The 25897-nt window shown below is 40.4% G+C and carries 19 protein-coding genes; 7 read left to right on the top strand and 12 right to left on the bottom strand.

Translation table 11 applies throughout. From position 1 onward, the window contains the following. Positions 1–1135: 1135 nt before the first annotated feature. Positions 1136–1282 carry a ribbon-helix-helix protein, CopG family gene (locus tag RMX98_RS04560; protein ID WP_094348756.1) on the top strand — a complete coding sequence of 49 codons (147 nt, stop codon included), beginning with the start codon at positions 1136–1138 and terminating at the stop codon, positions 1280–1282. Positions 1283–1756: 474 nt separating this feature from the next. Here the strand turns inward: RMX98_RS04560 and RMX98_RS04565 are convergent, their stop codons facing one another. Next, positions 1757–1936, bottom strand: a complete 180-nt coding sequence (locus RMX98_RS04565) for a CopG family transcriptional regulator (RefSeq protein WP_322676701.1) — start codon at positions 1934–1936, stop codon at positions 1757–1759. Positions 1937–2376: 440 nt separating this feature from the next. On the opposite strand from RMX98_RS04565, the gene RMX98_RS04570 reads away from it, so the two are divergent. Then, the gene (locus RMX98_RS04570; RefSeq protein ID WP_322676702.1) at positions 2377–5922 is read left to right on the top strand and encodes an NB-ARC domain-containing protein; all 3546 of its coding nucleotides are present in this window, start codon (positions 2377–2379) and stop codon (positions 5920–5922) included. 137 nt (positions 5923–6059) lie between these two features. Here the strand turns inward: RMX98_RS04570 and RMX98_RS04575 are convergent, their stop codons facing one another. The 3 genes from RMX98_RS04575 to RMX98_RS04585 are packed head-to-tail and all read right to left on the bottom strand — an operon-like array spanning position 6060 to position 9980. Beyond that, a complete protein-coding gene (locus RMX98_RS04575; protein WP_322676703.1) occupies positions 6060–7031 on the bottom strand; it encodes an SGNH/GDSL hydrolase family protein in 972 nt (323 codons plus the stop codon). A 41-nt stretch (positions 7032–7072) separates the two neighbouring features. Continuing rightward, positions 7073–8212, bottom strand: a complete 1140-nt coding sequence (locus RMX98_RS04580; RefSeq protein WP_322676704.1) for a 3-oxoacyl-ACP synthase III family protein — start codon at positions 8210–8212, stop codon at positions 7073–7075. Beyond that, positions 8172–9980: a ScyA-related TPP-binding enzyme gene (locus RMX98_RS04585; protein ID WP_322676705.1), complete on the bottom strand. Its 1809-nt coding sequence runs from the start codon at positions 9978–9980 to the stop codon at positions 8172–8174. Before RMX98_RS04585 ends, RMX98_RS04580 begins: the two co-directional genes overlap by 41 nt. A gap of 374 nt (positions 9981–10354) precedes the next feature. On the opposite strand from RMX98_RS04585, the gene RMX98_RS04590 reads away from it, so the two are divergent. Together RMX98_RS04590 and RMX98_RS04595 are read left to right on the top strand one after the other, a co-directional pair. Next, positions 10355–11047 carry a haloacid dehalogenase type II gene (locus RMX98_RS04590; RefSeq protein ID WP_322676706.1) on the top strand — a complete coding sequence of 231 codons (693 nt, stop codon included), beginning with the start codon at positions 10355–10357 and terminating at the stop codon, positions 11045–11047. 389 nt (positions 11048–11436) lie between these two features. Further along, positions 11437–12306 (top strand): DUF5895 domain-containing protein, encoded by an 870-nt coding sequence (locus RMX98_RS04595; protein ID WP_322676707.1) that lies wholly within the window; start codon positions 11437–11439, stop codon positions 12304–12306. A gap of 93 nt (positions 12307–12399) precedes the next feature. On the opposite strand, the gene RMX98_RS04600 is transcribed toward RMX98_RS04595, so the two are convergent. Beyond that, positions 12400–13683, bottom strand: coding sequence for a murein transglycosylase A (locus RMX98_RS04600; protein ID WP_322676857.1), 1284 nt, complete (start codon positions 13681–13683; stop codon positions 12400–12402). A 3-nt stretch (positions 13684–13686) separates the two neighbouring features. Continuing rightward, positions 13687–13941 carry a hypothetical protein gene (locus RMX98_RS04605; RefSeq protein WP_322676708.1) on the bottom strand — a complete coding sequence of 85 codons (255 nt, stop codon included), beginning with the start codon at positions 13939–13941 and terminating at the stop codon, positions 13687–13689. A 338-nt stretch (positions 13942–14279) separates the two neighbouring features. Here RMX98_RS04605 and RMX98_RS04610 point away from each other — a divergent pair, with 338 nt between their 5' ends. Further along, the gene (locus tag RMX98_RS04610) at positions 14280–14603 is read left to right on the top strand and encodes a DUF4278 domain-containing protein (protein WP_322676709.1); all 324 of its coding nucleotides are present in this window, start codon (positions 14280–14282) and stop codon (positions 14601–14603) included. Between the two features lie 166 nt (positions 14604–14769). Next, complete coding sequence (locus RMX98_RS04615; protein ID WP_322676710.1) at positions 14770–16146, top strand: serine/threonine-protein kinase; 1377 nt, start codon at positions 14770–14772, stop codon at positions 16144–16146. Positions 16147–16188: 42 nt separating this feature from the next. On the opposite strand, the gene RMX98_RS04620 is transcribed toward RMX98_RS04615, so the two are convergent. Continuing rightward, positions 16189–17103 (bottom strand): DUF3365 domain-containing protein, encoded by a 915-nt coding sequence (locus RMX98_RS04620; protein ID WP_322676711.1) that lies wholly within the window; start codon positions 17101–17103, stop codon positions 16189–16191. A 177-nt stretch (positions 17104–17280) separates the two neighbouring features. On the opposite strand from RMX98_RS04620, the gene RMX98_RS04625 reads away from it, so the two are divergent. Next, positions 17281–18132 carry a phosphate/phosphite/phosphonate ABC transporter substrate-binding protein gene (locus tag RMX98_RS04625; RefSeq protein ID WP_322676858.1) on the top strand — a complete coding sequence of 284 codons (852 nt, stop codon included), beginning with the start codon at positions 17281–17283 and terminating at the stop codon, positions 18130–18132. Between the two features lie 53 nt (positions 18133–18185). Here the strand turns inward: RMX98_RS04625 and RMX98_RS04630 are convergent, their stop codons facing one another. The 5 genes from RMX98_RS04630 to ubiE all read right to left on the bottom strand — a co-directional run bounded on the left by RMX98_RS04630 (position 18186) and on the right by ubiE (position 25875). Beyond that, complete coding sequence (locus RMX98_RS04630; protein ID WP_322676712.1) at positions 18186–18956, bottom strand: hypothetical protein; 771 nt, start codon at positions 18954–18956, stop codon at positions 18186–18188. 695 nt (positions 18957–19651) lie between these two features. Next, positions 19652–22393 carry a GAF domain-containing protein gene (locus RMX98_RS04635; RefSeq protein WP_322676713.1) on the bottom strand — a complete coding sequence of 914 codons (2742 nt, stop codon included), beginning with the start codon at positions 22391–22393 and terminating at the stop codon, positions 19652–19654. Between the two features lie 555 nt (positions 22394–22948). Further along, positions 22949–23419: an N-glycosidase gene (locus RMX98_RS04640; RefSeq protein WP_322676714.1), complete on the bottom strand. Its 471-nt coding sequence runs from the start codon at positions 23417–23419 to the stop codon at positions 22949–22951. Between the two features lie 232 nt (positions 23420–23651). Further along, a complete protein-coding gene (locus RMX98_RS04645) occupies positions 23652–24887 on the bottom strand; it encodes a DUF445 domain-containing protein (RefSeq protein WP_322676715.1) in 1236 nt (411 codons plus the stop codon). Positions 24888–25161: 274 nt separating this feature from the next. Next, complete coding sequence (ubiE, locus tag RMX98_RS04650) at positions 25162–25875, bottom strand: bifunctional demethylmenaquinone methyltransferase/2-methoxy-6-polyprenyl-1,4-benzoquinol methylase UbiE (protein ID WP_322676716.1); 714 nt, start codon at positions 25873–25875, stop codon at positions 25162–25164. Positions 25876–25897 lie beyond the last annotated feature (22 nt).

The following is a 25897-nucleotide window of genomic DNA, read 5'->3' on the forward strand; positions in this document are numbered from 1 at the left end:
AATTAGTACAAATTTAGGTTAAGACTTTGTTGAATATTGTTAATTATCAATTGATTTCAATTAAGCTGAAATCATTAATTTAATCAAAATGATATAAAGAGGTATTTTGCCAACATAACCTGAGTTATTCAGGTGAATAAAGTGGGTTTACAATCAAATAAAGATGCAGCAAAACTTGGAGGATCTAGAATTAATTAGATCCTAGAGATACTTTTTGTCAATTTAGTAATAATCTAGCTTTACCTGACATTCAATAATCAATAAACGTTGAAAATATACGGGGACTTATAGAAATTATCTTTTTTTTAAGCGCGTTTGAGTTCGCTTGTCCTTGTTGTAAACATAGGCGATTTTGCGCGTCATCCTTCTTTTGCGATCGCTGCTGCCTATGGCATGCTTCCCTCAGAAATACTGAATCGGTTCACCGCGTCAGGAATAAGGGCAAGCGTATTTTTGAGAGATATGAGTGAAAAAGAATAGACCTCTTGCAAAAATATATTTTTGCACTCTTATACCAATTTAATGTGAAGTTACACATATCTAGATCCCCCTAAATCCCCCGATAAATTGGGGGACTTTGATATGTTTTTCTGGTTCCCCCCTTTATAAGGGGAGCCAGCGCGGTCTTGGGGTTTCCCCAAGTGGAGCATCTGGCGTGGTTTCCCCCATGAGCGACTGGCGTGGGCTAGGGGGGATCGAATTCTATACAGCTTTATAAAAAATTGGTATTAGGGTAAAGGGAAAGGATTTTGAGTTTCTTTACCCTTTTCCTCTTCACCTTTACCCCGACTTTTGCCAAGAAGTCTAATGTAGAAACCTAGCAGTATTACATCTCTACAAGGGTTATGGATAACGCATATTTAACTGGAAATGTCTTTTGCTGCTATTCCACGGACTGAACAAATATCCCTACACTCATTTTGGCAAGTCCGGCAATTCTTAGTTCATTCAGCAAATCGTTGTTTCTATATCATTTATGAACAAGTTAGTAAAATATTAAAGCACATCTGCAATCTTTGTTTACAACCTGTCCTATTGAAAGGGTATCTCGGCATATTCAAAATTTAGGTTACTTTCCAGTTGGAAGGTAAAATCAGGATTTGAAGATATGATTACACGATTTATCTGTTTTAACATGAACAAAAAATGGGCGGTCAAGCGAATCACTATAAACCTGGCATCGAATGAAGCCAAGAACCTTGAAAAGTATTGTGAGCAGACAGGCAGACCAGCAACGGATGTGATTCGAGAGCTCATTCGAGCTTTGCCACTGACGAAATGAAAGTATATTTGCGAACCATGTCACTTTAGTTCATTCTCAAAATCTAAGTATGAGAATTTGGTTGAATTGGAGGTGTTAAATTAAGGAGTGGTAATTTATTGTGATAATTGAGAAAGACATAAAAATTTAGTCAAGACTTGCTGCGCCCGCCGCAAACGAGCGCAGCACGTCAAAGATAAGATGAAATGATAACTATTATTGAGTTGCACAATGAAGGCTGAGAAACTGTTTCTGTACCTTGGCGACTATTGTTATTTTGTTATCACTTCCGTCAAAGAATAATTTCTAACCTTCGTTTTTTAGTATTTTCGCAACAAACAACAGCATTGAAATAGCAAATATTCAGTTATGAGGGTATAATTTATGATTAGTGCTCTTGAATTATTCGCGTCAGAGTAAAGTTGAAAACCTTTATCCAACTACTTTAGCTATGACTCATCTATAACAAATGCTCTGCACATTTAGCGTGAAAAGTCAAGGCAAGGCTTGAATAAGTTCCCGAATCACATCTATTGCTGGTCTACCTGTCTGTTTACAATACTTTTCCAGGTTTTGGGCTTCATCTGATGTTAAGTTTAAGGTAATTCGCTTCAGCGCCCTTTTTTTAGTGGAGGTCGCCAAATGGGGAAATTTAAGTGCAGCAGTTTTATTCATTGATTGATAGGCTAGATGTATACAACGTTTCCTTATCAAGATTGCCAATTCTGAACTGTCTTTACCAGTGAAAATCGAGATTTTGAGATTGAACTTAAGCTTTACATCCGAAAAATATTACTGAAAACTCCAAGTATTAAATAATTAGTGCCACACGTAAACAATCTGCTATTACCCAAGTGCAAGAAGTATTCGGCTGAAGAATGATGTCAGCAATGCTCTACAGTCTAGGTTGTCTGTTGAGCAGGCGATGTTGAATTACTGAGACAAGTTAATTGCCAAAGGTAGTTTTCATTAGAAAATAATTTGGTAATATACCTGTTTTAAATCCTCTGCGACATGAGATTATTCGCTTGTTATAACTATCACCTCATATTTATAACAACCTAGTAGATAATTCCTTTTAATTAAAGATGATTATACGAACAGTGAGTTAATACATGACTTTACCGAATTGGAGACGCAAGCGTGGCGTTGCACTTACTACCAAAGGTTTACAAAGAATTAAGGAAGCAAAGCATGAGTCAGAAGTAAAGGAAAACTTTGGAAACAGATATACTCTTGAAGATATAAGTGCGCGCTCTGGTTTATATTCCGCTACCATCTCGAAAGTTTTAAATCGGGAAGGTGGAGTTGACAAACAGACTATTGAGAAGCTTTTCTCGGCTTTTTACTTAAAAATAGATAAAAGTGACTATTCAAGCTCAAATACTCGTCTAGATTGGGGAGAAGCTATCTTTAACTCAGTTTTTTATGGGCGTACAGAAGAACTTACTACGCTAGAGCAATGGATTCTCAATGAACATTGCCAATTGGTTGCACTATTGGGAATAGGAGGCATTGGTAAAACGACACTATCTGTTAAACTTGCTCAAAAAATTCAGGACAACTTTGAGTATGTGATCTGGCGATCGCTACGAGAAGCTCCGCCTGTTAAAAGTGTTCTCAGTAATATAGTCCAATTTTTATCTGAGGAACAGGAAACAGAAGGTAATTTACCAGAAAGCTTTGGCGATCGCGTATCGCGACTACTATATTATTTACAAAATCATCGCTGTTTGGTGATCCTTGATAATGCAGAATCAATTCTTCGCAGTGGTAGCCGCGCCGGACTTTATCGAGAAGGATATGAGCAATATGGTGAGCTTTTAAGACGGGTAGGAGAAGCAACTCACCAAAGCTGCTTGGTGCTGACTAGTCGTGAAAAACCTAGAGAAGTGGCATTATTGGAAGGACAAGCGTTACCTGTTCGCTCATTGCCACTAAGTGGATTGAAGGTGGCCGAAGGGCAAGAAATTTTAAAACTCAAAGGGCTATCGGCGGCAGATGATGAATGCAAAGTAATAATTGAACGTTATGCAGGCAATCCATTAGCGCTGAAGATCGTTGCCACTACCATTCAAGATATCTTTAATGGTAATATGACTAACTTTTTGCAACAAGACACGGCTGTTTTTGGAGACATTCGCGATATTTTAGAGCAGCAGTTTGAGCGCTTGTCAGATTTAGAAAAAGACATAATGTACTGGCTAGCGATTAATCGGGAGTCGATTACACTCTCAGAGTTGCGAGAAGATATTGTATCACCACTACCACAAGCAAAATTACTTGAGGCTGTGGAATCTTTAGGAAGGCGATCGCTAATCGAGAAGGCTACGCCTACACTCATTGAAAAAGCTGGATCACTTTTTACTCTCCAGCCTGTGGTTATGGAGTATGTCACTAGTAGATTGATAGAACTCGTCTGTGAAGAGATTGTTACTCAGAATATTGATTTATTCAGGTGTCATGCTCTGATGAAGGCAAGAGGTAAAGACTATGTTAAAGATACTCAAATTCGTCTGCTCATCAAACCAGTTATAAATGGGTTACTTAATGTCTTAAAAAGTAAAAAAAACATTGAAAATCAATTAACCAAAATTATAGTAAGCCTACGAACAGAATCTCCGTTAGAACCAGGATATACGGCTGGTAATATTTTTAATCTGCTTTGTCATTTAGAGACTGATCTAACTAGCTATGATTTTTCTTATCTAACGATTTGGCAAGCAGATCTTCAAGATGTAAATTTGCACAATGTAAATTTTACTCATGCCAATCTAACTAGATCTGTTTTTGCTGACACCCTGGGTGGGATGTTTTCGGTAGCCTTTAGCCCTAATGGAAAACTTATAGCTACGGGTGATACTAATGGAGAGATTCATTTATACCAAGTTGCGAACGGTGAACAACTTCTCACTTGTAAAGGGCATAGTGGTTGGATTTGGTCAGTCGCCTTCAGTCCTGATGGTCAGATTATTGCCAGTAGCTGTAATGACCAAACAATTAAGTTGTGGGACGCTAGCACAGGCCAATGTCTTCAGACTCTCAAGGGTTACAGTAATGGATTTGGGTTAATAGCCTTTAGCTCAGATGGTCGTATAATAGCCGGTGGGAGTGAAGACCAAACAATTAAATTGTGGGATGTTAACACAGGTCAATACCTCAGAATTTTAGAAGGACATGGTAATAGAGTGTCCTCAGTCGCGTTTAGTCCAAAAGATCATCACATTCTTGCTAGTAGCAGTGACGATCAAACCCTCAGACTGTGGGATATCAACACAGGTCGATGCATTATGATCTTGGAGGGTCACACAGGTTGGGTTTGGTCACTTGCTTTTAGCCCTGATGGTTATACACTGGCAAGTAGTTCTCATGACAAAACTTTGAAACTGTGGGATGTCAGCACAGGAATATGTCTTCAGACTCTGCGGGGTCATATTAACTGGGTACATTCCGTAGCTTTTAGTCCAGATGGTCAGACAATAGCGAGTGGTAGTGAAGACCAAACAGTGAGATTGTGGGATGTGAGTACAGGTAAATCCTTCAAAAAACTACAAGGGCATGGTTGTCGGGTGTGGTCAGTAGCCTTTAGTCCAGATAATTGTACAGTTGCTAGTGTAAATGATGACCAAATGGTAAAGCTGTGGGATATCAGTACTGGCCGTTGCCTGAAGACCTTGCAGGGTTATAGCAATAGAGTATGGTCAGTCGCTTTTAACTTAGACGGTCAGATTCTTGCTAGTGGCAGTAATGACCAAACAGTAAAATTGTGGGATACTACTACTGGCAAGTGTTTTAAAACTTTGTTAGGACATAAAAGCCGAGTCACATCAGTCGCCTTTAGTCCCAATAGTCATATTCTTGCCAGTGGCAGTGAAGATCAAACAGTAAAATTATGGGATGCTAGTACTGGTAGATGTCTCAAGACTTTGCGGGAACACAAAAATCGGATCACATCAGTCACTTTCAGCCCTGAAGGTACAATTTTAGCTAGTAGCGGTGATGACCAAACTGTAAAGCTGTGGGATATTAATACAGGTCAATGCATTAAGACATTCCAAGGACATACAGGTTGGGTTTGGTCAGTTGCTTTCAGTCCTGATGGTAATTACCTAGCTAGTGCTTGTCATGACCAAATAGTGAGGCTGTGGGATGTCAGCACAGGCCAATGCTTTCAAACTTTGCATGGTCATACTGACTGGGTATGGTCAGTCACTTTCAGTCCTGATAGTACCATACTTGCTAGCAGTAGTGGCGATCAAACAGTGAAGCTATGGAATATCAAAAATGGTCAGTGTTTGAAAACTTTAGAAGGGCATAGTAATTCTGTATACTCAGTAACATTTCAGGCTGAAGGTGGCATACTTGCTAGCGGCAGTGGTGATCAAACAGTGAAGCTCTGGGATGTTAGAAACGGTCAATGCCTCAAAACTTTGTCGGGACATACTAGATGGGTTTGGTTAGTGGCCTCTTCTAGCGATGGTTCCACTATAGCCAGTTGCAGTGAAGATGAGACAATTAAGCTTTGGGATATTTCAACAGGTAAGTGCATAAAAACTTTGAGAAGTTATAGACCCTATGAAGGTATGAATATCACTAACATTACAGGGATAACCGAGGCAACCATAGGAACTCTGAAAACTTTAGGAGCGGTTGAGCATTGAGAAAAGTTAGTAAATACAAAGGATAAATAAACGCGAATATTTTGAAAAACATTCAAAAATTTCAAGTCCTGCTTTTGCTGACTGATCTTAAAAACAAATATTCCTTTTTGTTGATCTACTGATCATAATTTAGGCAGCTATCTATGTTTCAGAAACCCAACTATACCTAAAGTACCAATGACTATTAGTCCTAATACTGGAGAAGGTTCAGGGATAGATCCTAGTTTCAGTGCTGAAAATGCTAATTCTGCAATGAGCTTATGAGTAGTGGTAGTGGGATGAACTTGATCCCAAAATAAAAATTCATCTGGAGTACAAGCAACAGGTTGCTTAGAAATATTTATGGGCACCACCGATAAATCCCCTATGCAAGAGTCGGTCACATTCGTGAACCCGAATTCTGCTGGAGTCGCAATCATTCTATTGTATAAGGAATCAACATCAAGAGAGATAATGTTAATATCAGAACCTAGCTTCTGATTCAGAAAGCTAAGATTTGCCCTCAATTGGGAATTATGTATACTGCTATAAGTCTTAAGTATGCTAGAAGTTTGATTACTGCCGCCTGTAACTGGGAAATTACCCAAATTTGGCTGGTTAACTACCATAATATCTTTAGCACCCACAGCAGCAAGTGCTTTCACCGCCCCAATTAAATTTGTGACCGCCTGGGTAGGGTTTGGAGAGCCACCAAAAAAGTAATCTAAATAATCATTAGTACCAGCCCATACAATATAGAGGGAGTTTGGATCAGCAGACTGGTTTGCTAAGGTAAAGTTGTTGATTTGTTGTTGTAATCCCGGTAGACTTTCTACCCCGATGTTCTCGAATCCTGTGGTTGCACCACCATAAGCAAAGTTAGTTTTGGGATTAAACTTTATCCCTAGATCGGATGCGAGATATTCTACCCAGATTGAACCATTGGAAAACCGGCCATTAAAGTACGATGAACTTGGAGGAATAGCTTCTTCTGTAGCACTAAATACATTACCTGTATCAGAGAAACTATCACCAAAGATAACAATCTCATCATAATTTTTTGCCAAAACTTTGGATGGAAATGTGAAAGATAACAGGAAAAGTGCTGTTGCGATAATTTTTTTTTGCACTGTCAACTTGTAAATAAACGTTTCAATCTTGATAGATTATTTTAATAAGAAATTATGCTCATGTTTCCAATATTTTTTACTGCTGAGTTGGATTCTTGGAGAGGGGCAGTACCTAATGCTACTTTGCCCCAACGGATTACACTTGCAGAAGCAACTCCTGCTGCACCATAGCCATAGATGAGAACCAGGTCATTTTCGCAAATCTTGCCCAGTTGTGCAGCATGGTAAAGATTGGCAACAGTGAGAACAGGCCCAATATTTGCATATTGGGGGAATAGGTTGAGCGTGCGCTTTGGGTCGATTCCTAAAACGCGTGTGCAGAAGCTAGCAAACCATGCAAACGGTGTATTGAAAAGAAAAAAGTCGATTTGCTCGTAAGTTACACCAGCAGCAACAGCCGCACCCATGCAACAAGTATGCAGAAGCCCCTCAGCTGTCTCGCTTAATACATTTTTCGCATGTTTGGGAAGCTCTATGCGAATCTGTGGATTACCTGGCTTTTCGCCCATAATATTTAAGTAAACAAGATCGCCTATGTTACCAGTATGAACCGTCTTAGTGCCAAGTATTCCCTGATTAGGTTCGAGTAAACCGATAACAAAAGCTCCAGCACCATCGCCAAGAAACCATGAGATGGTATTGTCTTCATCAACAAAGCGAGAGTAAGTGCATGAGATCACAACCAAAATATTACGATATTCTCCTGCACGTACTAGAGCACAGGCAGTTTGTAGCGCCACTGGAGTACTGCCGCATGAACCATCAAGATTCCATGCTGCGCCTTGCAGATTCAGTTTTTGAGCAAGGAAAGCAGCATTGCCAAAGCCGATTTGTTCAGGCCAAACTGAGGCAACAATCATGAGATCAACATCATCAGAAGAAAGCTTTGCTGCGTTCAGGGCATCCTTGGCCGCGCGATACTCTAGGGTTAGTGAAGACTCTTTTGAACCGAGTACCCATCGCTCAACAGTTCCACGAAAGGGATCTGAGAGATAGGGCATCATTTCTTGATCAAAGTCGTTGCTGGGGGTGGATTCAGAAAGTGAAAACAGCCTTGCCAAGCTTTTTTGTTCAGCCTGAGCCACCAAGTCAGGGTATTTTTCTCGGTAATAATCATTAGTACGTCTAACGCTCGGGCAGCTAACTGCGATCGCCCGAATCCCTACTGGTTGATTCACCATAACTAATCTCCTCTGAGTAATTCGTAGCGCCTTGCGAAATTAGACTATCGAGACGGCTTCCTATTGGTGCAGAACTAGTAGGTTCAATGAGTACATCAATAACAAACGGACGAGGCGATGCCATCGCTTTTTCTAATGCCGCCTGGATGTCGTACTCCCTTTCAACACGGATACCATCAGCTCCCATCCCCTGAGCAATCTTGACGAAATCCGCCTGGGGAATTGTTGCATCTATGTCGGTGAAGCCCAAATACGTCATTCCCTGTTTGCACATATTGTAACGCCCGTCGTTGAGTACAATCCAGATAGCGGGAATTTGGTATTCTACCGCAGTGTTTACTTCGCTGTTCATGAGCATAGCACCATCCCCGACAATCGCAACCACCTTGCCATTCCCTGCTAAGGCGGCACCTACGACACCAGTCACAAAATGTCCCATAGACCCGAAGCCTGTGCTGATTCGGAAACGAGAAGGTTTGGCAAATCGCAGCAGGTGAATTGCCCAAACCAACGAGTTACCGACTTCGGTCATGACAATTGCATTGCTTTGTTCGATAATCACCTGTTGAATCATATTCATAAGCACATCTGGTCGTACTTTTCCGTCAGCACGTGGATGGATTACATCGCGTTTTGATGGCAATAACGGGAGTTTTGATATGCCAGGACGATCAGGAAAGTACTTCAGTAATGCTTTGACAAATACTCTCACATCAGCATGGACGGCAAAAACTTCGACAGATGGGTACGCGGTTCCTGGTACTTCTGGGTCTATATCGACATGTAAAAAGCCTTTCCGAGGAGCCATCATTGGGTTCCAAAAGGAGGTCAGTTCACCCAAGCGTGTTCCTAAAACTAATGTTCGTAAAGGACGGTACTCCTGCATATACCTCAAAACCGACTCATGCCCACCGAAGCCAGTAACACCTACAAACTGAGGATGATCCTCAGGAAAAATACCTTTGCCCCGTGGTGAACACATCACCGCCGCTCCTGTTCTCTCGGCTAGGTGGCGAATCTCTTTTGCAGCACCCCGTGCCCCGAAACCTACCCAGATGGCAAACGGTTCCTCAGATAATAATCGGACACATTCGGCGATTGTTTCCTCAGTTGCTGTTGCTCCACTGTGAGATAGAGTTACTCGTGGCAATGATGTCTTTAGTAAAGTTGTCTGGATATTTGTAGGAATACTTATATGAGCTACGAATCCTCCTGGTTGTCCTAGTCCAAGGGCAAGCCTTCGAGAAACCTCTGTGAGTTCATCGCTGGATTCGAGAGTGGTTGCATAATGGAATATTTGCCCAGAAGTAAAAATCCCGGCACTAGGCATTGTGTAGGTGCTAGTTTCTTGGCAAGCCCACCGTCCACGCTGTGGTGCTGAGGTCGAAGCTGAGACAAAAATCACCTTAGCGCCCTCCCAACGAGCAGCTAATAGCCCTGTCAAAGCGTTGGTGATTCCTGGCCCTGTAGTAGTGAATACCACAACTGGGCGATCGCTAGCAAAATACGCTTCAGTGGCTGCAAAAGCTGCTCCAGCTTCGTGGCGAAAGTGCAGCACCTGGATGGAGCTTTGATGTAATGCAGCCCACATTGGGGCGATCGCGCCTCCCGAAACACCAAAGGCATACCGTACTCCCATCTCTTTCAGGATTTTTACCACTGCCTCTGCTACCGAAAAAGTTACGGTTGACTTGCTAAGAGATGGCTGTTTAGTGAAGTTTAATTGTTCAGTGGTATTCTCTTGTGTATCCTGAAATTTAACATCCATACAAACTATACTTAGGTATAATTTTCTTGTGGAATAACATTATCCCACACACTAAACTTAAGTAATATCAATTTTTTGGATAACACTCATAGAACTTCGGTTAACACTGCTCTCTAACGCAGCTGGTAACGATGAAAACCACTGAGTATTTTTACTTATCTGAAGACTCAGCACTAAGTCAGGTAAAACGACCTTAACGCTCTATGTTGCCAATGTTTGGGCAACCAATAGCCTGATATGGAACAAATGTTCAAAGACTTAAATAACACTGGATTGGCGATGCCTGCCGCGAGCTGCGCCAATGCAGATGGGTTCACCCGTCTTTTGGTTTATGAAAACTGAACACTACTAATCAAGCTCTGGAATATAAAAAGGTGATTAATTTCAATCAGTACAAAGCTTTAACTTTCGATTGTTACGGAACCCTAATCGATTGGGAGAATGGCATCTTAGGAGTGCTAAAGCCACTTCTAGGAGCAAATAACACTAATTTGGATGACGATCAAATTTTGGAGCTTTTTGCTGAATTTGAAGCAGAACTCGAAATTGGAGAATATCTCAAATATCGAGAAGTATTAAAGAGAGTAGTCCAGAAATTTGCTGAACGATTTGTCTTTGAGCCAACTGCTGAAGAACTAAATTCACTTGCCGATTCAATTCAACATTGGCTACCTTTCCCTGATACAATTGATGCACTTAGAGCTTTAAAGCAAAAGTTTCAGTTGGTAATTATCTCAAACGTAGATGACGATCTCTTTGCTTTCTCGGCAAAGCAATTGCAGGTGGAATTTGATCAAATAATCACAGCAGAACAGGTAAAAAGCTACAAACCCTCCTTAAACAATTTCAGACTAGCTATTGAGAGAATTGATTTGCCCCTAGAGCAGATATTACACGTTGCTGCTAGTGTATATCACGATATCGTTACAGCCAAATCCCTGGGACTATCAACAGTCTGGGTAAACCGTCGAGCAGAGCAAGGGGTTGGTACTAACTTACCAGCAGTCAGTCAACCTGATTTAGAAGTACCTGATTTGAAGACTCTCGCTGCTTTAAGTTCACAGTAATTTGCTGATTTGAATTTAATCAAGGGAGAAATAAAAAGTAGCATCTAAAAAGTATTCATCAGCATGGCTTAGGCGCTCCTCTATTACCTAAATATCAACATAGAGGCAATCAACAAATTTTTGCATAAGTCGTGATTGAGTGATTTTATCGCATTTTTGCGCGAAAATAGCAAAAAATTGCCGAGAGTATAGGGAGATGCCAAAGTAAGAATCTGTTGTTAAAAAACGAAACAGGGATTGCAACATAGATTGATTCTGTCTTACTCTGGAAAAACTACTATGCCAGTTTAAGTTCCTAAAGTTTGGGAACCACAGCACATAACTGGCTCTCCTTTCCTCAGCGCCCTGCCATAAACTTGTTCAATACAACACTTTGATAGCCTAAAACGATGAAAGCATCTGCTAATTTCGACTTTGAAGACGAGAAATTCAATGCACCGCCTTCTCAAGTCATCCCTTGGTGTCAGATGATTAATCCTCGGTATGGCACAGATGGCATACAATCCCACGGTTTGGCGATTAAGCTAGATAATGCTAAGGCTGTCGGCTTTGTACCAGATGATAATTGGCAGCAAGTGGAGCATGAATTTACCTCTGGAGTCGAAACGGTCTTTATTACTGCTACTCCACGGTTGGTTTTAGTGCGTCGGGGGCCATTGTCTGTTAAAGACCGGGAAAGTGGTCTAAAACTGGGTACGCTCAAAGAGAATTATGATGCTTTTTTAGCTGACAAACTTAAATTTAAAACCTTTACTCGCTATCTAATTTTTATAGTGGGTGAAAATCAAAAGTTTTTACATGAATCACCACTACAACTAACACTTAATGGTGCTGCCGGAGCGAGTTTCAGCAAAACCTACTGCGAATATCAACAAGGCAAAGTAGTTAGTGGATTTGTCGCTGAACTAGAAAAAGCTTATGCTGTTTACCGCAAGCAACCTTTAACACCAAAAGGCCCTTTATTCCATGCTCACGGGATTTTTTGCCCGATCATTGAGTGTGAAGAAAGAGGCATTGAACCAAATACAGTTCTGGTAGCTTCAACTGTAGACTATAAACATCCGACGGTAGGGACTTTAACACAATATTTAATTGCTTCTGATTCTCTTGAGTCTGCAATGATTTGTAAGACTTTTGAAGAATACAAAGATTTTGGGAAGGAACCTGTCAAATCAGAAACGCCTAAATTAGCAATGGCTGGAGTTTCCAACTCTTATGTTTATGCTGATGAAGATGATTTTGCTTATCCGCCGTATTAGGTGGGAGCAGGGGAGCAGGGGAGCAGGGGAGCAGGGGAGCAAGGGAGAAGAATCAGCACCCTTCCCCTCTGTCTCTTTCCAATGCCCAATGCCCTATTCTTTTAGAAGCAAATAATATAGTAAACCATTACCGCCTGTGATGCCAGCGCGATCGCCTGCTAGTTTACCAGACCCCATGAAATAATCCACCCGTCCGGGGCCTTTGATGGCGCTTCCTGTATCCTGATCGAGTACAAAGCGGCTGACGGTACGCCTCTCTAATTTGCCACCACCAGCAGGATAGGGAAATGAGTTGTAAATCAGCGCTAGCGCTCCCGGTGGCATGAGAGACTTATCTGTAGCAATAGAACGTTCTGCTGTTACTGGCACATGAATACTACCAGTAGCTCCTGTACCGCCTGTTTCTTGGAAGAAAATAAAACGTTCCCAGCGTGGCAGATAATTGCTCAACTCCTGCGGCTTTGCCCGGAAGTAACTAATCATCCGTGGCATTGTCAATCCTGATAGTGGAAGTTTGCCATCTTTGGCTAGTTCTTTGCCGATACTAGTCCAAGGGTAATCAGTTCCACCTGCATAGCCAACTGAGGTTGTTTTGCCATTGGTTAATTTAATTTGGGCAGAACCTTGGATATGTACCATGTATGCATCTAGGCGATCGCGGAACCAAAGCAGTTCTAAACCGCGTAACTTGCTCTTATTCCCTTTTAAACCATCCTTCCCTTCCAAATCTATTCGTTTTGGGTGGGGTTTGGGCCATTGGCTGAAATCAGGTGGCAGGCGATAAAGGGGATACTTATATATTGAAGTCCTAACACGGCTGGCGGTGTAAACAGGTTCGTAGTAAGCAGTGAATTTAACAGTACCCTTGCCATCGTTTCCCACAGACTGGTAGAAGACAAACTCCCTGCGGACAGCAGCTTGTAATTGCGCTGCTGACTTAGAACTGACAACCAGTTGGCGGAAGCGTACCAAACTCCGACGGACGCGATCGAGGGTAATTTCCTTCATAGGATAATTTTGATATGCTGCGATCGCCTCATTCTTCGTTAGGTAAAGCAGACTGTTATCAATGGAAGCCAACAACGCATTGCGATCGCCTCCGGTGGGCGAAGCGCCAACGCCTGTTCTACCTCCTTGACCCCAAATTTGCTCATCCCAACCCAAGCAAGTCGGCCGGAGTGTACAATCGCTGCCGATAGCAATTGGTTTTAGGGGCGGCGTTACTTCAGGAGTAATTGGTATTGGTATAGGCGAGAAATCGGGAGTAGTCGGTATTGGCAACGGCAGTAAGTTAGGAACCTGAGCAACAGCCGACCACAAAGGGTTTATAAGGGCAATTCCCAGACTCAAGGAAAGGAAAGCAAGGGTTTTTCTCATCATTTAGTTGAATCTTTCAACACTGGAACTAAAAACGGGTTCTACCCGGATTGCGACGATCCGAGAAGGGCGTATTACCATATATTCCCCTTGAATATTTTTGATCGGCACGCTAATAAAGTCATTAGAAGCAGATTTTGGCACAAGTTCGCCACTATACCACTTCTGAAACTCTTGGATAGTGGGAAAACGTACTTCTTCCCGGTGGCCGCTTTCCAGTAGGAGATATACGGCATATTCATTTGGAGTTCTAGGCATAAGAGTTGAATCATTTAAAAAACATTCAACCCATTGTTAACCACGTAACCCCCGAATGAAAAGGGTAAGCATACGGGAGGTTGGCAGCAGAGGCAGAAGGGGCAGAGGAACTGCGGACGCACAAAGGAAAATAATAATCAATGCTCAATACTTCGACTACGCTCAGTACAAGTGCTCCATACCCCATACCCAATCCCCAATAACTCTTCACTTTAGACGCTTAATCCCATAACCGGTTCCTTAAAAAATTTAAGTTTACATTAGTTGCATAAGTATCTAATTAACCTCTGATAAGTAATTGACATTGTTGAAAAATAGTTATTCAAAAGGGAAAAATTATGAAACTTTACTATCGTGGTCTGAGCTACGAATACGACCCAAATAAAGTTGACAGCAAAAAAACAGAACAGCCGTTTCAACCAGTTCCTCAACTGGGGTTAGCTTATAATTTGATGTACCGTGGCATTAACTATCGTGTTGATCCAAATTCTAAATCAGCAGAAGTTCCTTTACCACCAGAAGCCTATAAATTAAGCTTTAGAGGAATCACTTACTTTGTAAACAAAACTTCACTAGGAGAAGTTAGTATAGCTTCTCAACCAGTAACAACTTCCAAAGTTGAGGCACTACCAATTTCTAAGGAATTAAAGCTTCAACAATAATATGGCTGCAAGCCGATTTGGAGTCTAGGGAATCATGAACTTCTAGTAAAATCCTCAAAAAACCTTGAGCTTTCAGCACTATCGTACCTAATTTATGTCTCAACAAACCTTACCAAAGCTGGTAGTTGTGCCAAGATTAATTTGAGGACTTAAAACTTGTGACCCAATGTTAGGACAATTATTAGACGGACGTTACCAAGTCCTCCAAGTTTTAGGCGGAGGTGGATTTGGTCAAACCTACATAGCCCAAGATACCCATCGACCAGGTTTCCCAAAATGCGTTGTCAAACACCTTAAGCCTGTCACTCGTAGCCCTAAATTTCTCGAAACTGCTAGACGGCTATTTAACAGTGAAGCAGAAACACTAGAAAAACTAGGCAACCATGACCAGATTCCTCGGCTTTTAGCTTATTTTGAAGACAATCAAGAGTTCTTCTTGGTGCAAGAGTTCATTGAAGGACATACTCTAAAAGCCGAACTATTCCCCAATCAACGTTGGAGAGAAGAGCAAGTAATTCAACTGCTTGAACAGGTGTTGAGTATTCTGCAATTTATTCACAGCAACAACGTTATCCATCGAGATATCAAGCCGGACAATATAATTAGGCGGGAACAAGACGGTAAGTTAGTACTGATTGACTTTGGTGCTGTCAAACAAATCCAAACTCAACTGCTGACAATTTCAGGACAGACGGGGGCTACTATTATCATTGGCACCCCAGGATATATGTCTACAGAACAGGGGCAAGGTAAGCCCCGCCCCAACAGCGATATTTATTCCTTGGGTATTATTGGTATTCAATCACTAACGGGGTTACATCCGATAAACTTTCAGGAAGACCCAAATACAGGAGAAATTTCTTGGCAGCATCAAGCTAATGTCAGTTCTGAGTTGGCATCTGTGCTATCTAAGATGGTGTTACACCACTTTAAACAGCGCTATCAGTCTGCGGCTGAAGTTCTACAGGTGCTTAAGCATCTTGATACTAAACTAGAAGCACCATCACTTCAATCATTATCTGTTACACAACCGCCTCAAACTTCATTTTCTCAACAAAACTCAATTGGATATCCTGCTTCTATCCTGTCTGCGGAGAGTTACAACCGCTTGGAAACAATTCTTTTAGAATTTGTTGGCCCTGTTGCCTCAAGATTACTAAAACAAGTTGCGGCATCAGTACCCAATTTGGAAGAATTAATTAATCAATTAGCCCTTCATCTTCGAGTAAATCAACAAATTGATTTTAAGAAGAAAACAATATTTCTCCTAGAAAAACCTACTTTACTACAGGAATTTAGTAATCAGTCTGGAATTAAGTCGAATAATTTACCAAGTCAAGAGCTTCAAGTAATCAGTGACAGTTTTGTGAATCAGTGTGAGCGGGAATTGGCTAATTTTATTGGCCCAATAGCTAAGTTTTTAGTCCAAAAAGCTGTTAAATCTTCTGGTCAAATTTCTCGTGAAGAATTTGTCAAAAATTTAGCATTACAAATTCCCGATACTCAAAAAGCTTTGCAATTTCAGCAACGCCTACTCTCTTGATTTTTTAAATATTAAGTTTTTCTCTCTGTGAATTAAAAATTATCAATTTTGGCTATTTAACATCTCCAGAGCTATTTTTAAACTAGCTTTCATCCGATTAAATGCTTCCGCTAATCCGCCAATTTCATCATTAGAGCTTTCTTCAAAATCTGCGCTCATATCACCAATACTAACTTTTTGAGCTATTTTCTCTATTCTTCTAATACGGTGAATTACATATTTTTTGATTAAGAAGTTAGTTAAGAAAACTACGAGCGCAAAGATTGTAATTAAAAGCCCCATTATCAATATCCAAGCACGTCTTGCATTGGCAAAAATTTCTTGAGAAGGAACAGAGATTATTTGGGCAGAAACAATCTGATTGAGTTGCCAACCAAAACCATTTTCTGACCCATAAGTTGCCAACTGGGTTTTAGGAGCCTGATCGGGTGTAGAATGACATCGCAAGCATTTCTGTTGTGTAATTTTTAGTGGTTGTGCAATGTAAAATACTTCGCCTTCTGGGAAATTGCGAAAGCCTGTAATTTCTAAAAGTTTGGAATCGTTACGAAAACGCTCTACAAGTTGAGTTTCAAAATTATCAGCTTTATCTGCTAAATTAGTTGGATTAAGTGTTGCATCTTTATGAAAAAAGTTTTTAAATTCAGGCTTTTTACGAAAATTTTCAAAAACCTCTTTAGAGGAAAAAGTTGGCACTACTTCAGGTATGAACGTTGGGTGAGTTTCAATTCTAGGTTCTAATAAAGGATTTATCCGATTTTGTGTATAGTTTCTAACTGCGTTCACCATTTGGATGAGAATTTGTGCTTGAGAAGTTACTTCATTTTGCGCTCTCCCTTGAAGTACACTGGATAAGGCAATGCCACTTCCCAAAATACTGACTATGAAAACTAATATTAAAAGTAAGTTAAATTTAGCACCTATTTTTAAGTTTTTTAACGTAATGTTGTTCAACATAACTTAACCAACGAAATGTTACTTGAGTTGTTTAATATTTATTTATACCTAGTTTAAAAATGTCTCAAAAATATTTAAATAAATATTAACTTTTTACTGTAATATAACCTACTTAGGCAACAGTGATTATCTAAATTAGTCCTGAAATCCAAGTTAGTTCCTTAACCATAATTAATGATGTCTTTGCGATTTTCCCGTCGGTTATTTCTGTTTCATCTGCTAGGTTTTACATTTGTTGCCTGCCAATCAAAACCATTTGAGGGTACGCTAACCATTGGCGTTATTAATTATGGTGGAGGCGAACAGATAATTAACCAATATGCCAAATTCAATAGTTACTTGGGTGAAAAGACAAATGCATATATTCAGCTAGAGCCTGTTTTCAATGAAAATAGAGCGGTTGAACGTCTTGAGGCTCGTGCTTGGTCATTGGTATTTGCTCCACCGGGTTTAGCAGCTATTGCGATCGCACGCTACCAATATGTTCCCCTATTTCCTTTAATAGGTATTAGTAATTTGCGCTCTATCTTCGTTGTTCGCAAAGATAATCCGATAACCGACTTGAAACAGCTACAAGGTAAAACAGTGGCTTTAGGACAGTTAGGTTCAGCAACAGGATATTATTTACCTCTTTACAATCTTTATGGTACAACACTAGCTGACATCCTATTTGCACCCACACCCAAAGCGGCTCTAGAATTGGTTGCTCAAGAAAAAGCGATCGCTTGTGCCGTCTCGGAGGCAGAATTAAGCCTCTACGCTTCACAATTTGCCCCAACCGAATTTCGCATACTATTTAAAGACCCTCATTATGTACCATTAGGTGTAGTCTTGATTGGGCCGAATATAGAACTTAACCGTCAAGAGTTTATCCGCAAAGTGATGAGCGATTCACCTTCAGGTTTAGCTGAAGAAGTGGGGTATGTACCCAATGGACAAGTACCAGATTACAAATACATGATTTCTGTGGTTGATCGGGTAAGCTCAATTACTTCTCAACTCCAAAAAAAGCCTGTTCGTTTATTTTAAGGTTTAGCATTAGTCATTAGTGAATAACTAATGCCTTATACCCATTATCTTGCTCAAAAAAACAATTTGAATCTTGTTAGCTGGTTTTCAATAGTTCCTGTCAGAATTTTATTCAGTTCTGTGGTATCTTGAAATTGCAAAATTTGCTGTGTGGGTAAGTCGAAAGAAAATTGCCCTTCAAAGTCTGGGCGTTGCATTTGCGCTAGTAAAATCTGTTCAGATCGCTTACTTTGGATGGCATAGCCAATCTCAATACAAACATTCGGACTCGGAATTAATTGCGGTGCTTCTTTACCATCAATACTAGCAATGGAAGTGGTGTCAGCAATAAATAATAAACTCTTACGAATTTTTCGCATAATCGTGCGGTTAATTCGTACAGGCGCACCGCTAGGACGAGAGGATTCTATTAATGTTAGAGGAAGGCGCGATCGCAAATTTAAACTATCCAAACTTTTTCGCAGTTCTTCTCTAAGAACATTTGTTGCTGCGGCATACTCAGTTTGAGATGATAAAAAAATCGTTGGTTCTAACTGAGCCAACACTGCCTGCTTAGTAAAATAAATTTCATGACTAATCAAGTCAATATTAGAGACGCAATAACCACCACTACCTTCAACATAAAATTCAATATTTTCCCCTTCTAGATAGCGCCCAAACCAAGTTGATTTCTTAACTTCGTCACTTTCTTCCAAAAAATCTGCTCGCAATGCTGATTTCAGCAGGCTTTTTTTGCTTAAGCGAATGTCTGGCGGACGTTTTTCCAGTTCTGGAATCGGCTCATAATCCTGTAGATACCACGCTCTGAGCGCAATAATTGACATAAGACGCTATTTTAACTGTTTCTCGCTATTCAACTTCGTATAATCTTACACCAGAGGAGACTTTATTGTTAGACTTCTCTTTAAACACAACAACACCCAAACCTCTACTCTCTGAACTATCTCCTCTCCTTGTTTATCTTACGCAGGGATGTAATAACTTTCATCGCTTTTGTAAACAAGTAATGAAAATCAGTTACAGTGCCCCTTAATCTTCCATATTTGAGGAAACAGCAGTTTTCGCGTTGGGTGTTGCAGTGTGTTGACGAGACAGATGTAAGTTAAACAGCGCCTTTTACCTCTTACTAATATTCCAAATGCAGCTGTTATATCTGCCAGGGAAGCTTGTTGTAGTCGCTTCAATTATCAGATTATCACTTATGGGTGAGAGGAATTTTTTTTGCAACTAAACTTTACTTTTAAATTATTTTTAATCAAATTTAATATATTTCCCACTCTCAATAAATTATAAACCTTTATTTAGTTTATTTTTAATAAAATTCTCATCTATCTTTTGGATGAATTGGAAAATCGCTCAGTCAATTTTTAAGTTTTGAAACTAATAATTGAGTGTTAGCAATAGTTATTCTTCCCCTGCTTCCCCTGCATCCCCTGCTTCCCCTGCCTGCCTTAACAGATAAATTTCCTTAACTGAACTGTATTAGCATCCCAACTTCCCACTCCCTGTTCCTCTAACTTTAGTTAACTATTTTCGCTAGAGGCTTGATAGGAATCTCAATCCAGAACTCTGTACCTTTGCCAAGTTCTGAAATGCATTCCATTATTCCCCCATGTTTTTCGACAATAATCTGATAGCTGATTGAAAGTCCCAAACCTGTACCCTTGCCTACAGGTTTGGTAGTGTAAAATGGGTCAAAAATTCGCTTTTTCACCTCTTCAGTCATTCCGGGGCCATTGTCCTTAATACGAATTAACAGACGAGAATTGTCTGCTGAGACCTTAGTAGAAATCTCGATAGTTGGAATTTGGCATGAGTTATTCTCTTTGTCCCCCTCATTTGCCCACTGCTTATTCCCTATTTGTAGGGCATCTATGGCATTGCTGAAAATATTCATAAATACCTGATTCATTTGACCGGCATAGCATTCCACCAGTGGAATGTTGCCATAGTCTTTAATTACCTCAATGCGTGGAAATTCAGCATTTATTTTCAGTCGATGTTGCAAAATTAATAAGGTGTTGTCAATGCCTTCATGTATGTCAACGCGCTTGTTTTCAGCCTCATCCAAGCGAGAAAAATTGCGTAACGACAGCACTATTGAGCGGATGCGCTCAGTTCCTACTTGCATTGAGGTCATAATTTTTGGGAGGTCTTCTACCAAAAACCCAAAATCGATCGCTTCGATCGCGGCGTTAATTTCACTATGAGGATGGGGATAGTGTAGCTGATATAGACGTAAGATTTCTAGCAGTTGTTCGGTGTAGTCGCTGGCATGGCAGAGATTACCATAAATAAAGTTAACAGGGTTATTGATTTCGTGGGCGATACCTGCTATTAACTGTCCTAAGCCAGACATTTTTTCGGTCTGAACCAATCTTGTCTGTGTTTCTTGAAGTTCGTATAGGGTATGCTCTAACTGGGCAGCTTGATTTCTGGCTTCAGCTTCGGCATTAGAGGTTTGTTGGTAGAGTTGTGCTTGTTGAATGGCGATCCCAGCCTGATCTCCTAATTGTTGCAATAAATCAATTTCTGCATCCTGCCAATTTCTGGGAGCCTCACACTCATGGGCAATTAGTAAACCCCATAATTCCATACCGATATTAATCGGAACTATTAAGTTTGCTTGCACTTGCAGACTTTGCAAAAACTCTCGATGACAATCACTTAAAGAATCTGCTGAAACGTTGTTAATTACTCGTACTCGGCCCTGAAGATATAGACGCTCATACTCATCAGGAAAGCATTCTCCTGGTGCAGTCACTCCCAAAACTGATTGCCAATTGCCATTAATCTCTTCCACAATCACCGATTTACTCTTGAGTTCAAAAATCATCACCCGGTCAGAATTGAGCAGGGGACGCACTTCCCGAACGATGGATTGCAAGGTTGTCTGCAAGTCCAAAGTGCTGCGGATATGCTCTGTGACTTGCTTGAGTACTTTGCTAAACAGTAATGATTTTTCGAGTTCAGCAGTTTGCTCTTTCACTCGCTGTTCTAGGTTGGTATTCAGAGCTTGTACCTGTTTATAGATTTGCTGCTGCTGAATTGCCATTGAGAAATGATCCTCTAAAGCTTGCGCCAATAAAATGTCTCCCGGCTTCCACTCAGGCGCTTGCCCCTTTTTTTGCTCTCGCCAAACCTCAAAGGAAAGTTGGGGTAACAGTTGTCGCCGATTTTGTTCACATTGTCCGGCCCATAAGATTTCCGTTTCAAATTCAGAGCGAAAAATACTTAATACACCAATAAATTTTTCACGGTAATGTAGGGGAATCACCAAAAGTCCGCGAATTTTAGTAGAACGGAACGCTAAAGCCAAAATTCGCAAATGTGGTTCTTTGTAGAGGTCAGTGGTTGCCCAAATATTACCTTGTTTACACTCAGCCATCCAGTTTTGCCATCGGGGATGCTTTTCGATGATCTCGTTGTCTAACTCGTAGGGCAGTTTTGGTTGCTCACCCCAGGTGTATAGTTCGCTACTCTCTTGAATGTAAAGCCTGCCACCTACTCCATTGAAGGCAGTAATAACTTCTTCTAGCGCTGCTTGTAATTGGATTGTCGGTAGTTTATGTAATAGTGTGGTAACTCGGTTAATAGTAGCTTCTCGCTCTTGCTTGGCGTGGGCTTCAGTGAGTAGATTACTTTGACCGATCGCGATCGCCACCTGGTCAGCAACTTGCTGTAATACTTTTAGTTCCCGCTTCAAAATTTCTCGCGGTTCACTGTGGTGAGATACTAATAATCCCCACAATTTAGGTTCTGCTGATTGTTTTTGGGGGTCAGAATGTAAAATTGGCACTACTAACGAAGACTGCACGCCCATTGCCTTTAGGTATTGAATATGGCATCGGTCTACCTGTCGATAGTAAATATTAGTTTGGAGACGTTTGCCAGTTTCTTTTGAATGTAGAGGCGATAGCCCGATTGTCTCGTTTACCACATCCACAATCGAACGTTGCCCCACTAACAAAAACATCTCTCTGGCGGCTTCTGGAATATCATCAACTGGGAAATGTTGCCCCAATAAAGATGGCAGACGTTGTTCAAGAATAGATTCAGCAATGACTTCACCACTACCATCACCATCAAAGCGATAGACCTTTACCCGGTCTGTACCCAAAAATAAACGTACTTCGCTAACGGTAGTGGTTAATATCTCTTGAAGGTCGAGCGATCGCCGAATCTGTTTTATCATCCGGTGCAGTAAACTTTCTTGGTCTAAATTTTGCTGCACTGCGTTTGCTTTATCTCTAGGTATCATTATTTATATAAACCATAACTCTAGTATAATTTTTTATACATTTGTCTTCGATCAGAATTTTCAACTTACAATGCTTTGATTGTTATTCCATTTCAATAAATTCTTGCTATAGATGTGTTGCTAGGGGCGTACATCAGATATATTGCAAATATTTTTGGAAATGGATTAGAGGATATTTGAAAAGTATTAGATATTTTTCTTAATCCTCATAGTCCTGCTAAAGTTGATTTAGGGAGATATCAAACCGATGTATTATTAAAGACTTTCAGGTTATGGTCTAAAGTCTAAGTTAAGAAAATTTTAATCATTGACATTTATTAATTTTATATTCTCAATCATTAAACTATTGCAGTAATTTTACTTAAATTATTGTCTGAATAATTTCCTGAAATTAAAAATATTTTTTACCCTTTTTACGCATTAATTCAATTAATTGAGATTTGTTGAAATCAATAACTAGATTATTAATAATTTTGAAAAAATTTTTGTTTGGGGAATAGTAAAATTCCCCATTTAATTGCTGACTTTATGTTGAATGTAACTATTTTGATTAAATTATTCGTAAATTCTCGTTAAAGATAGTAAATTACGGATTTCTTCACGAACACTCATGAGAGTTTTACCGAGATGGTTTTGACCTGCTTTATTAGCACCACAGCCCCAAAAAGAATCGGTTGGGGAGTTTTCAACCAAAATCTCATCACCTGTCTTTAGGAGAACTTCTCTAATATCACTATGAGTGAGAAACTTTTTGAGTACAGCTTCTCGCATAATTTGAGTTTTGACTAAATCCCAGTCTTGACGGAGTTGGCGAGTGCTACATCTTCCCAAAGTGGCAGCTTCTTCTGGGGTGGCAGCCGCATGAATCAGGGGGATAATCGCTGCATCCGTGCTGCCAACAAACTTTTGTGCTTGATAATAATGTTCAACTGTTGGCCAGTAAGTACCCTCGATCTGGATTCCGTGAGGAGAAAAGTTAGAAAAACAGCCATAAGGCTGCCAAACCTTATAAAAGTAAATGGTCATTTGAAAATTGCTCTTTTATATATCAACTTCGAGGTAGTTCGGCTATGGGAACAGCCTACAGAAGTATTTTTGCACTATCCAGATTCAAAGAGTATTACAGAGAGACATTATGCACGAATCTGTAATTTATCAAGAGATTGAGGCAAAAGGCAATCGCTCAATTCGACTTATTTCAGAATATGGAGAGTTTGCAACTATAATTTGATAAAAATTTACAGTCAAAAATCAAAAATTAATATTGACTTAATATTAAAAACACTGTCTGCAATAACCCGATAACAAAACCCAAAACGCCGCCTAAAGTCACAATTGCCTGCAATTCATTTTTCACAATTCCCTCGATCGCAGCTTCTAAATCAGCAGGTGAAGTTGATTTCACACGATCCACTATCACCTCATCTATCGACAAAATCGGAATTGCTTGCGCCACAATTGCTTCTAAATCTTTTTCTAAATACTTTTCTAAAATTAGAGCCAACTCTTGACTCATGACTTCTAAAGAAGTACTTACAACTGGTGAAGTACTAAGACGATTCAGCAGCACTACAGCAATATTTTCCCAATCAACAGAATCAGTTAATCCTTGTAAAAAATCACTGCCACTATTTTGCAGGTAATGACGGACACTTTCGCGGGTGGTCTTTCGTAGCTGGCGCACCGTCCCCATTGGCAAGTTTTGTAATGATAAATTTTGCAGTAATTTCCTAATGCGATCGCGGATTTGTAAATCTTGAGTCAATTCCTGCAAGCGAGTATTAGCAGCCTCTTTTTCATCCAAACAAAAAGTTCGTAGCCGTGTCAGAGTATTACGTAAACCAAATAAATTTGCTACTACCCAATAAGTTCCACTGGTTTTTTCGCGAAAGCCTTCATCGATAATTTGAATTGTGCGATCGGTCAAAAAATCAACTATCGTTTGGCGCAGCAGATCCGGCGGTAAAACTACTTGTAACAACCAATCAGCAAGCCGCGTAGCTTGTTCTTCACTCAGTTGAAATTCCAGCAATATCTGGTCAAAAATTTGATTGATTTGCACTTCCAAAAAATCTTCACGTCGCGCTAAAACCTTGAGTAATCGTGGCAAGGATTCTCCTAGTAAATCCCGCAAAATTCCCGCTACAATTTGGGTACTTTTTTGATTTTTATCTGTTTGAATTTGTTCAATCGCCAGCCGCAACAACCAGAGAATTGCTGCTTGTACGCGTTCTGTTTGCAACAAACGCCGCGCCAGATTTTGCAATTCTTGTGGTGTCAGCAGTGACCCCATGATTGTATTGGAAATGTTCTTAGCCAGACGTTCCTGATTGCGGGGAATCAAGCCAGGGGTGAAGGGTACTCTTCGCCCAGCAATATAAATTGCTCGGTAAGGACGGAACAACATTTTGATGGCTATATCATTTGTGAAATAGCCAATAATTCCACCCAGTACAGGGGGAGACACATAAAGCCAAATATGAGACCAGTCCACAGGGTTTTGGATTTTAGATACTTCGACTACTTCGACTACTTCGACTACTTCGACTTCGCTCAGTACAGGTTCGCTCAGTACAGGTTCGCTCAGTACAAGTTCGCTCAGTACAAGTTTTGGATTTTGGATTCTAGATTAGAAATTAGGGATTGAGTATTGGTAATTGGTATTTGGCGGTTATTAATTGTTAGTTGCTTTTCGACTAACCACTAAAGATTTTCCATTACCCATTATCTATTCCGCAGTCCCCAATCCAAAATTGCAAATCTAAAATCTAAAATTTGCTGACTACCAGCACTCCCATCATACCGTTCGCAATGGGGTAGTGTGTGGCAACAGCAAAACCAACTTGACGAGCTAACTCCATTTGCTCTTTGCCGATGGGAAAGCGATCTAAGCTGGGACTGATGTAAGCATATTCTTCTTTTAAGCCTAAATAATTGGCAACTGGCACTACTAAACCATCCAGATACCATTGCTGAAAAGTTCGTAGTTGAGGATTACTTGGTCGATGAAAGTCTAAAATTGCGGCTTTAGCACCCGGCTTCAAAACACGGTATAACTCTTGGAGACTGCGGGGAATATCTTTAACATTTCTTAAACCATAACCCATTGTTGCGGCATCAAATTGGTTGTCGTCAAAGGGTAAATTTAGCACATCAGCTTCTACCCAGCCAATGCCTACGGCGGGCAAAGCCAACGCAGGCTGAGGGTACTGCTTTTGGGAGCGTTCTTTAGCTTTTTCTAGCAGGTTTTGGGAAAAATCCACTCCGTATACTTTGCCTGTTGCTCCCACGCGCCGTGCCAAACGTAAGGCTAGATCACCAGTACCGCAACACAAATCTAATGCAGTATCTCCTGGTTCAACTGCACTCCATTTTACTGCCATTTCTTTCCAGATTCGATGCTGCCCCAGACTCAACCAATCATTCAATTGGTCATAAACTGGGGCAATACGGTTAAAAATGGACTGAATTTCGTTAGTCATTGGGTATGGGGCATGGGGCATG

It is taken from the genome of Nostoc sp. DedQUE02, assembly GCF_034531035.1.
Taxonomy (GTDB): Bacteria; Cyanobacteriota; Cyanobacteriia; order Cyanobacteriales; family Nostocaceae; genus Nostoc.

Coding starts and splice junctions, on each gene's coding strand:
- RMX98_RS04560 (WP_094348756.1), top strand. CDS start 1,136: ATGAACAAAAAATGGGCGGTCAAGCGAATCACTATAAACCTGGCATCG.
- RMX98_RS04565 (WP_322676701.1), bottom strand. CDS start 1,936: ATGAATAAAACTGCTGCACTTAAATTTCCCCATTTGGCGACCTCCACT.
- RMX98_RS04570 (WP_322676702.1), top strand. CDS start 2,377: ATGACTTTACCGAATTGGAGACGCAAGCGTGGCGTTGCACTTACTACC.
- RMX98_RS04580 (WP_322676704.1), bottom strand. CDS start 8,212: ATGGTGAATCAACCAGTAGGGATTCGGGCGATCGCAGTTAGCTGCCCG.
- RMX98_RS04585 (WP_322676705.1), bottom strand. CDS start 9,980: ATGGATGTTAAATTTCAGGATACACAAGAGAATACCACTGAACAATTA.
- RMX98_RS04595 (WP_322676707.1), top strand. CDS start 11,437: ATGAAAGCATCTGCTAATTTCGACTTTGAAGACGAGAAATTCAATGCA.
- RMX98_RS04600 (WP_322676857.1), bottom strand. CDS start 13,683: ATGAGAAAAACCCTTGCTTTCCTTTCCTTGAGTCTGGGAATTGCCCTT.
- RMX98_RS04605 (WP_322676708.1), bottom strand. CDS start 13,941: ATGCCTAGAACTCCAAATGAATATGCCGTATATCTCCTACTGGAAAGC.
- RMX98_RS04610 (WP_322676709.1), top strand. CDS start 14,280: ATGAAACTTTACTATCGTGGTCTGAGCTACGAATACGACCCAAATAAA.
- RMX98_RS04615 (WP_322676710.1), top strand. CDS start 14,770: ATGTTAGGACAATTATTAGACGGACGTTACCAAGTCCTCCAAGTTTTA.
- RMX98_RS04620 (WP_322676711.1), bottom strand. CDS start 17,103: ATGTTGAACAACATTACGTTAAAAAACTTAAAAATAGGTGCTAAATTT.
- RMX98_RS04625 (WP_322676858.1), top strand. CDS start 17,281: ATGTCTTTGCGATTTTCCCGTCGGTTATTTCTGTTTCATCTGCTAGGT.
- RMX98_RS04630 (WP_322676712.1), bottom strand. CDS start 18,956: ATGTCAATTATTGCGCTCAGAGCGTGGTATCTACAGGATTATGAGCCG.
- RMX98_RS04635 (WP_322676713.1), bottom strand. CDS start 22,393: ATGATACCTAGAGATAAAGCAAACGCAGTGCAGCAAAATTTAGACCAA.
- RMX98_RS04640 (WP_322676714.1), bottom strand. CDS start 23,419: ATGACCATTTACTTTTATAAGGTTTGGCAGCCTTATGGCTGTTTTTCT.
- ubiE (WP_322676716.1), bottom strand. CDS start 25,875: ATGACTAACGAAATTCAGTCCATTTTTAACCGTATTGCCCCAGTTTAT.